The following is an 8,426-nucleotide window of genomic DNA, read 5'->3' on the forward strand; positions in this document are numbered from 1 at the left end:
CGCTGGTGCGCACCCGGGTGACCCCCGACGGGACCCTGCCCGTCCCGGACGGTCTGCGCGCCGCGAGCTGGTGGGGCGTCGACCCCGGTGCGGCACGCGGGGCCACGGTGCTGGCCGGACACGTCGACTGGGGCGGGCGGACGGGGCCGTTCGCCGTGCTGTGGGATCTCGGCCGGGGAGCGCGGGTGACCGTGGTCGACGACGGGGCCACCCGCCGGGCGTACCGGGTGGTGGAGACGTTGACCCTGCACAAGGACGACCTCGCCGCGCATGCCGGGCGTCTGTTCGGCGGCGACCGGCCGCACCGGCTGGTCCTGGTGACCTGCGGCGGCGACGTCTCCGGCGGCGACGGCTACACGGAGAACCGGATCCTGGTGGCCGAACCGGCGGGCGGCGGCTGACCGGGATGCCGGGCCCGCCCCGTCCGGTCGGTGTGTCCCCTCCCCACCGGCGCGGGCACCGTCACGAGGGATACGCTGGGAAGCCGCAAGACACCGTCGACCATGCCACATGCCCCGGAGCGTTCTGTGCCCGCCAACACCATCGAGACCGTCGTCAACCTGTGCAAGCGTCGTGGCTTCGTCTTCCCGTCGGGGGAGATCTACGGCGGTACCCGGTCGGCGTGGGACTACGGACCGCTCGGCGTCGAGCTGAAGGACAACCTCAAGCGCCAGTGGTGGAAGGCGATGGTGCAGAGCCGCGAGGACGTGGTCGGCATCGACTCGTCGGTCATCCTGCCGCGCCAGGTGTGGGTGGCCTCCGGCCACGTCGGCGCCTTCCACGACCCGCTGGTGGAGTGCCTGTCCTGCCACCGGCGCTTCCGCTCCGACCAGCTCGCCGAGGACTACGCCGAACGCACCGGGACCGAGGTCTCCGAGGACGACCTGTCCGACGTGCCGTGCCCGAACTGCGGCGTCCGCGGCCAGTACACCGAGCCGCGCGAGTTCAACATGATGCTCAAGACCCACCTCGGGCCGGTCGAGTCGGAGGAGGGGCTGCACTATCTGCGCCCGGAGACCGCGCAGGGCATCTTCGTCAACTTCCTCAACGTGCAGACGACGGCGCGCAAGAAGCCGCCGTTCGGCATCGGGCAGATCGGCAAGTCGTTCCGCAACGAGATCACGCCGGGCAACTTCATCTTCCGCACGCGCGAGTTCGAGCAGATGGAGATGGAGTACTTCGTCGAGCCGGGTGACGACGAGTCCTGGCACCAGTACTGGATCGACCAGCGCACCGAATGGTACGTCGATCTCGGGATCCGGCGGGAGAACCTGCGGCACTACGAGCACCCGAAGGAGAAGCTCTCGCACTACTCGAAGCGCACGGTCGACATCGAGTACAGGTTCGAGTTCTCCGCGGGACAGGAGTGGGGCGAGCTGGAGGGCATCGCCAACCGCACGGACTTCGACCTGACCACCCACTCCAACCACTCCGGTGTGGACCTGTCCTACTTCGACCAGGCGTCGAACCAGCGGTACCGGCCGTTCGTGATCGAGCCCGCGGCCGGGGTGGGGCGCCCGCTGATGGCGTTCCTGCTCGACGCCTACACCGAGGACGAGGTGCCCAACGCCAAGGGTGGGGTGGACAAGCGTTCCGTGCTCAAGCTCGACCCGCGACTGGCGCCGTACAAGGTGGCGGTGCTGCCGCTGTCGCGCAACGGTGACCTGATCCCCAAGGCCCGGGACATCGCCGCGACCCTGCGGAAGCACTGGAACACCGACTACGACGACGCGCAGTCGATCGGCAAGCGTTACCGCAGACAGGAGGAGATCGGGACGCCGTTCTGCGTCACCGTCGACTTCGACACCCTCGACGACCAGGCCGTCACCGTCCGGGAGCGGGACACGATGGCGCAGGAGCGCGTCGCCATCGACAAGCTGGAGTCCTACCTGGCGGCACGACTGATCGGCTGCTGAGTGCGGGGGCGCGCGCTGCGGTGGGCCGGCCGGGCGGTGCTGGGCGTCGTCCTCGTGGGACTGCTGGTGGTCGGTGGTACGGCGTTCCGGGTGTGGCAGGTGGCCCGGGCCGACGAGCGGCCCGCCGCCGACGCCATCGTGGTGCTGGGCGCGGCCCAGTACCACGGGACGCCGTCGGAGATATTCCAGGCCCGCCTGGACAAGGCACGGGCGCTGCACGCCTCGGGCGTCGCCGACGTGATCGTCACCTCCGGGGGCCGGGGTGTCGGCGACACCTTCACCGAGGCCGGCGCCGGGGCCGACTGGCTCGCGGACCGCGGGGTGCCCGAGGCCGATCTGGTCCCGGTCGAACAGGGCCGGGACACCCTGCGCTCACTGCGTGCGGTGGCCGACGAGGCCGGCGCCCGGGGCTGGTCGGACGTGGTGATCGTGAGCGATCCGTGGCACTCGCTGCGGGCGCGGATCATGGCCGAGGACATCGGGCTGCGCGCGGCCACCTCGCCGACGCACAGCGGACCCGTGGTGCAGACCCGCGAGACGCAGTTCCGCTACATCCTCCGGGAGACCGCCGCACTGCTCTACTACCGGCTGTCGAAACAGCCCGCCGACCAGGCCGACGGGTTGGGTGTGCAGTGAGATCGCTGCGAGAACACGATCTTGTGGTACCGCTGTCCCACTTGATGGGACGTGGTTGGGAGGGGCGGCCCGGGTCGCTAACGTCGATCCGACGACCTCCCGGTCCGGGGCACCCACCGGAGTCCGGGACCCGTGACCGCCGAACTTCGTGAGGAGAGAGAGCCGATGACCGACGGATGGTCGTTCGAGACCAAACAGATCCACGCGGGTGCCGAACCCGACCCCACGACCGGGGCGCGTGCCACGCCGATCTACCAGACGACCTCCTACGTCTTCCGGGACACCCAGCACGGGGCGGACCTGTTCAGCCTGGCCGAGCCCGGCAACATCTACACCCGCATCATGAACCCGACCCAGGACGTCCTGGAGCAGCGGGTGGCCTCGCTCGAGGGCGGTGTCGCGGCGCTGGCCTTCGCCTCGGGTTCGGCCGCGACCACCACGGCGATCCTCAACATCGCCGGTGCGGGGGACCACCTGGTGGCCAGCCCCGCGCTCTACGGCGGCACCTTCAACCTGTTCCGGTACACGCTGCCCAAGCTGGGCATCGAGGTGACCTTCGTCGACGACCAGGACGACCTCGACGCCTGGCGCGCCGCGGCCCGGCCGAACACGAAGGTGTTCTTCGCCGAGACCCTGGCGAACCCGGGCAGCAACGTCCTGGACATCCGGGGCCTGGCCGACGTGGCCCACGATGTCGGCGTCCCGCTGATGGTGGACAACACGATCCCGACGCCGTACCTGCTGCGCCCGATCGAGCACGGGGCCGACATCGTCGTGCACTCGGCCACGAAGTACCTCGGCGGGCACGGCACCACCGTGGCCGGGCTGCTGGTCGACGGCGGCACGTTCGACTTCGGCGCCGATCCCGCGCGGTTCCCCGGCTTCAACGAGCCCGACCCCAGCTACAACGGCCTGAAGTTCTGGGAGGCCCTCGGGCCGGGCGCGTACGCGGCCAAGGCGCGGGTGCAGCTGCTGCGGGACACCGGTGCGGCCATCTCGCCGTTCAACGCCTTCCTCATCCTGCAGGGCATCGAGACGCTCTCGCTGCGGATGGACAAGCACGTCGCGAACGCGCAGGCGCTGGCCGAGTGGCTGGAGCAGCGCGACGAGGTGGAGAAGGTCTACTACGCCGGGCTGCCGTCCAGTCCGCACCACGCGGCGGCGCAGCGGTACCTGCCGAACGGCACCGGCGCGGTGCTCTCGTTCGACCTGCGCGGCGGGGTCGACGCGGGACGGGCCTTCGTCGACGGCACGGAGCTGCACAGCCAGCTGGTGAACATCGGCGACGTGCGCAGCCTCATCGTGCACCCGGCCAGCACCACGCACAGCCAGCTGTCCCCGGAGGAGCAGCGCGCCAGCGGCGTGACCCCGGGCCTGGTGCGCCTGGCCGTGGGCATCGAAGGGGTCGAGGACCTCAAGGCCGACCTCGAGGCCGGATTCCGGGCCGCGAAGGCGGCCCAGTGAGCGGTCCCGGCAGTACGGATCTCCCGCCGGCCACCGGAGCGTGGCGGGCGGGAGATCCTGTCGGGCGCAGGCGGTGGCTGCGGCTCGGTGCGCCGCTGCGCGTCGAGTCCGGCGCGGAGATCGACGAGGTCGACATCGCCTACGAGACCTGGGGCACACTCAACGCCGACCGGTCGAACGCCGTGCTGGTGGAGCACGCGCTGACCGGCGACAGCCACGCCGCGGGGCCGGAGGAACCCGGCCATCCCAGCCCGGGATGGTGGGACGGACTGATCGGCCCCGGCCGGGCGCTGGACACCGACGAGCTGTTCGTGGTGGTCACGAACGTGCTCGGGGGGTGTCAGGGCTCGACCGGCCCCGCCTCGCCCGCGCCGGACGGCCGGTACTGGGGGAGCCGGTTCCCCCGCATCACCATCCGCGACCAGGTGGCCGCGGAGAGCGCGCTGGCGGACGCGCTGGGCGTCGAACGGTGGGCCGCCGTGCTCGGCGGCTCGATGGGCGGGATGCGGGCCCTGGAGTGGGCCGCGACCGAGCCGGACCGGGTGCGGACGCTCATGCTGCTGGCGAGCCCGGCCGCGTCGTCGGCCGACCAGATCGCGTGGGCCTCGCCGCAGATCCGGGCCGTCGTGGAGGACGCGCAGTGGCACGGCGGCGACTACCACCACCTCGGCCCCGGCCAGGGGCCGCACCGCGGGCTCGACGTCGCCCGCCGGATCGCGCACGTGACCTACCGCAGCGAGCCGGAGCTCACCCGCCGCTTCGGCCGCGCGCCGCAGGACGGGGAGGACCCGGCCGCGGGCGGCCGCTACGCCGTGGAGTCCTATCTGGACCACCAGGCCGACAAGCTGGTCCGCCGGTTCGACGCGGCCAGCTACGTGCTGCTGACCCGGTCGATGAACGACCACGACGTCGGCCGGGATCGGGGCGGGGTCGGCGCCGCCCTGGCGCGGGTGCGGGCCCGGACCATCGCCGTCGGCGTGGACAGCGACCGGCTGTACCCGCCGTGGCAGGCACGGGAACTGGCCGAGGGCATCCCGGACGCCCGGTACGCGGAGATCTCCTCGCCCTACGGGCACGACTCGTTCCTCGTGGAGACCGACCAGGTCGCCGCCCTGGTCAAGGAACTGCTGGACTGATCTTCCTGACGCAGAAGTTCTCCATCACCATGCCGTCGGATATCGCCGAGCAGGCCAAGGCGCGTGGCGGGGCGTCGGGTCTGTCGTCGTACGTGACGGCTGCGGTAGCGCGCCAGCTCGAGCGCGACAACCTGGCCGAGCTCATCGCGGTCGCGGAGGCCGAACACGGCCCGGTGAGCGATGTCTCGTCTCCACGCTGCTCGCGGATGCCAACCTCCACGGGCCTCGACACGCCCTCGACGCGATGCTGGTGGCGACCGCGATGACTGCCGCGCCTCCCGTCACCGTGCTGACGTCCGATCCGGAGGACCTCTCGAGGCTCGGTGGGCCTCGGATCTCCGTTGCGAAGGTGTGAGGCGGAGAGAGGCGCAGCTCCCGGCGGATCTCGGTCGGTGCCGCCGCCAAGCCTGCGGCACCGGTGTCGTGCTTGCCCGTGCGGGTTACCCCGGGGACATGTCCGATCTGACCGAGTTCGTGCTCGCCCGTCTGGACGACGACGAGCGGCGCTACGCCGAGGGGGTCCTCCCGGCTCTGGACGAGGCCGAACGGCGTGGCCGGCTCCGGCTCATGCCCACCGACGACGACAGTGGGCTCCTGCTGTTGCCCGGACCGGTCGAGGCCCAGGAGGAACGGGTCCCGGTGCCGTTCCCCGAGAAGGTCGCCCACCTGCGGCGGGAGATCCGGGAGCGCGGGGACGAGGAGACGGCACGGCTGATCGCCTCGGTGTACGCGGCACACCCGGACTGGCGCGGTGAGTGGGAGGCCGCCAGCCCCGGCGGGTGAGCCGCGACCCGACGTACGTCACGTACTTGACGTACCCACACGCGGCGCCGGATACTGGATTCGATCGAGGGAGGGTATGCAGTGTCCGGTGTCCACTACGACAGTTACACCGATGCCCGAGCGCATCTGAAGGATCTTCTCGACGCCGCGGAGAGTGGGCGGGTTGCCACGATCAGGCGAGACGCGTCGAGTGTGGCGGTCGTCGATGTCGGCCGTCTCCGGGACTTCCTCGTGTCGCTCGTTCCCTCCCATGCCCAGGTCGTCGCCGAAGGCGGAGGGTGGTCTGTGTTCATCCCCGGACTTCCGGTCGCGGCTGACGGCACCTCGTTCGACGACGCGATCACCGAGATGATCGACGCGTTGCGCGAGTACGCCGAGGACTGGCATTCCGAGCTCCTCAACGCCGAGAATCACCGGGACAACTGGGGCCTCGTGCAGTTGATCAGCTTGAGTGATGACGAGCAGCTGCGTCAGTGGCTCGTGGGTGGCGCCGCGTGAGCCGGTCGCCGGGTACCCGTGCCGAGCACGAGAAGTTCTGCCGGGTCGAGGGATGGCGCAGAGTACGGAACGCACGCGGGCGGACGGGTTCGCACCACGTCACCTACGAACTGGCGCTGCCGGACACCCGCGTTCTCCGGACGCGGATCTCACATCCTGTCGACCCCAGCACGTACGGGCCACGGTTGTGGCAGCACATCCTGCGGGATCAACTCGAGGTCGACGAGGACGGTTTCTGGCGGTGTGTCCGGGAGGGCGTGCCTCCGGAACGGGGATTGCCCGCCCAGCCCGAGGAGGCGCTGCCGGCGGACTTGATGTACCTGCTCGTTCATCGGGTCGGGCTCCGGGAGTCGGAGATCGCCGTGATGAGCAGGACGGAGGCGATCGAGGCGCTCCGGCGGTACTGGTCGGGGGAGTGACGCGGTGGCGCCACGTCGGGCCGGGCACCGTCGTCCGGCGGTCGTAGGCTGGCCTGCGATGGGCTACCGCGCGCACGACACCGAACGCCGGCACGACGAGCCGCCGAAGCGGGCCCACCCGCCCGGCGGGCACGGCGACACCCGGTCGCCGTTCGCCCGGGACCGTGCGCGGGTGCTGCACTCGGCGGCACTGCGCACGCTCGCGGGGAAGACGCAGGTCGTCGGTCCCGGTGAGGGCGTCGAGGTGAGCGGGGTGCCCCGCACCCGGCTGACCCACTCGCTCGAGGTCGCGCAGATCGGGCGCGGCATCGCCGAGGACCTCGGCGCCGACCCGGACGTGTGCGACACCGCGGGGCTGGCACACGACATCGGACATCCCCCGTTCGGGCACAACGGCGAGGCGGCCCTGGACGAGGCAGCCCGATCCTGCGGCGGGTTCGAGGGCAACGCCCAGACCCTGCGGATCCTCACCCGGCTCGAACCGAAGGTCCTCGGCCCGGACGGCGAACCGCACGGGCTCAACCTCACCCGGGCGTGCCTCGACGCGGCGACCAAGTACCCGTGGCCCCGCCCCGCCGGGAACCCGGCCGGTGCGCCGCCCGGCGACCCGGGTGGCCCGGCGGTCAAGTTCGGCGTCTACGCCGACGATCTGCCCGCGTTCACCTGGATGCGGGACGGGGCGCCCGGCGCCCGGCGCTGTCTGGAGGCCCAGATCATGGACTGGGCCGACGACGTGGCCTACTCGGTGCACGACGTCGAGGACGGGGTGCTCGCCGGGCGCCTGTCGCTGCGGGTGCTCGCCGACCCCGGGGAACGGGAGGCGCTCGCCGAGCTCGCCGCACGGCACTTCTGTGCCCTGCCGGTGGCCACCCTGACGGACGCGGCCACCGGACTGCTCGACCTCGACGTGGTGGCCGACGTGGTGCGCACCGACCACGACGCCTCCCTGCGGGCGCAGGCCGCGTTGAAGCGGCTCACCAGTGAACTCGTCGGCCGGTTCGCCTCCGCGGCGGTCACCGGAACCCGCGCGGTGGCCGGTCCCGGTCCGCTGTCGCGCTACGCGGCCGAGTTGTCCGTCCCCGACCGGGTGGCCGCCGAGGTGGCCCTGCTCAAGGCGCTCGCCCTGCGCTACGTGATGAGCGACCGGCAGCGGTTGGCCGTGCAGAAGGAGCAGCGCGAGATGCTGGCCGAGCTGGTGGCGGTGCTGCCGGAGCGGGCTCCGGAGGCGCTGGACCCGGGGCTGCGGCCCGCGTGGCACGCCGCCTCCGGCGACGCCGGCCGGCTGCGGGTGGTGCTCGACCAGATCGCCACGCTGACCGATGCGCAGGCCCGTGCCTGGCATTTCCGGCACCTGGCACACCGATCTTGACCATGCGCGGTAACGTCGTGGAATGCCCGTTCCTCGCGCACTCCGCGCGCACCTGGCGTTCGCGCTCGCCCTGCACCGCGCGTTCGCCGGTGACGGCGACAACTCGTGCTACTCGCCGTACTCGGTGGCCTCCGCACTCGGCCTGGTGACCCGGGCCGCGCGGGGCACGACCGCGGCGGAGCCCACCGCGCTGCTCGCCGGGGCG

The 8,426-nt window shown here is 71.8% G+C and carries 9 protein-coding genes and 1 pseudogene; all 10 read left to right on the top strand.

The window, feature by feature from the left end; translation table 11 throughout:
- Window positions 1–401: class F sortase (locus SACPADRAFT_RS29120; RefSeq protein WP_040924690.1), on the top strand; the 401-nt coding region annotated here is incomplete at its 5' end.
- Between the two features lie 126 nt (window positions 402–527).
- Window positions 528–1,916: a glycine--tRNA ligase gene (locus SACPADRAFT_RS0221140; RefSeq protein ID WP_007025453.1), complete on the top strand. Its 1,389-nt coding sequence runs from the start codon at window positions 528–530 to the stop codon at window positions 1,914–1,916.
- The gene (locus SACPADRAFT_RS0221145) at window positions 1,917–2,552 is read left to right on the top strand and encodes a YdcF family protein (RefSeq protein ID WP_007025454.1); all 636 of its coding nucleotides are present in this window, start codon (window positions 1,917–1,919) and stop codon (window positions 2,550–2,552) included. It abuts the gene before it with no gap.
- Window positions 2,553–2,684: 132 nt separating this feature from the next.
- Window positions 2,685–4,016, top strand: coding sequence for a bifunctional o-acetylhomoserine/o-acetylserine sulfhydrylase (locus SACPADRAFT_RS0221150; protein WP_267880021.1), 1,332 nt, complete (start codon window positions 2,685–2,687; stop codon window positions 4,014–4,016).
- Window positions 4,013–5,152 carry a homoserine O-acetyltransferase MetX gene (metX, locus tag SACPADRAFT_RS0221155; protein WP_007025456.1) on the top strand — a complete coding sequence of 380 codons (1,140 nt, stop codon included), beginning with the start codon at window positions 4,013–4,015 and terminating at the stop codon, window positions 5,150–5,152. The genes SACPADRAFT_RS0221150 and metX overlap by 4 nt, the downstream gene beginning before the upstream one ends.
- Window positions 5,153–5,605: 453 nt before the next feature.
- Window positions 5,606–5,935: a DUF6221 family protein gene (locus SACPADRAFT_RS0221160; RefSeq protein ID WP_007025457.1), complete on the top strand. Its 330-nt coding sequence runs from the start codon at window positions 5,606–5,608 to the stop codon at window positions 5,933–5,935.
- A gap of 81 nt (window positions 5,936–6,016) precedes the next feature.
- On the top strand, window positions 6,017–6,433 hold the full coding sequence (locus SACPADRAFT_RS0221165; RefSeq protein WP_007025458.1) for a prevent-host-death protein: 417 nt from the start codon (window positions 6,017–6,019) through the stop codon (window positions 6,431–6,433).
- Window positions 6,430–6,852, top strand: a complete 423-nt coding sequence (locus tag SACPADRAFT_RS0221170; RefSeq protein ID WP_007025459.1) for a hypothetical protein — start codon at window positions 6,430–6,432, stop codon at window positions 6,850–6,852. Before SACPADRAFT_RS0221165 ends, SACPADRAFT_RS0221170 begins: the two co-directional genes overlap by 4 nt.
- Before the next feature lie 58 nt (window positions 6,853–6,910).
- The gene (locus SACPADRAFT_RS0221175) at window positions 6,911–8,221 is read left to right on the top strand and encodes a deoxyguanosinetriphosphate triphosphohydrolase (RefSeq protein WP_007025460.1); all 1,311 of its coding nucleotides are present in this window, start codon (window positions 6,911–6,913) and stop codon (window positions 8,219–8,221) included.
- Window positions 8,222–8,243: 22 nt separating this feature from the next.
- Window positions 8,244–8,426, top strand: a pseudogene (locus SACPADRAFT_RS33415) (serpin family protein); the annotation flags it as partial.

Origin of the sequence: Saccharomonospora iraqiensis subsp. paurometabolica YIM 90007 (assembly GCF_000231035.2) — a bacterium.
Taxonomy (GTDB): domain Bacteria; phylum Actinomycetota; class Actinomycetes; order Mycobacteriales; family Pseudonocardiaceae; genus Saccharomonospora; species Saccharomonospora paurometabolica.

What these genes read in the sequence shown, in the direction of transcription:
- SACPADRAFT_RS0221160 (WP_007025457.1), top strand. Translation starts at nt 5,606, where the DNA reads ATGTCCGATCTGACCGAGTTCGTGCTCGCCCGTCTGGACGACGACGAG.
- SACPADRAFT_RS0221175 (WP_007025460.1), top strand. Translation starts at nt 6,911, where the DNA reads ATGGGCTACCGCGCGCACGACACCGAACGCCGGCACGACGAGCCGCCG.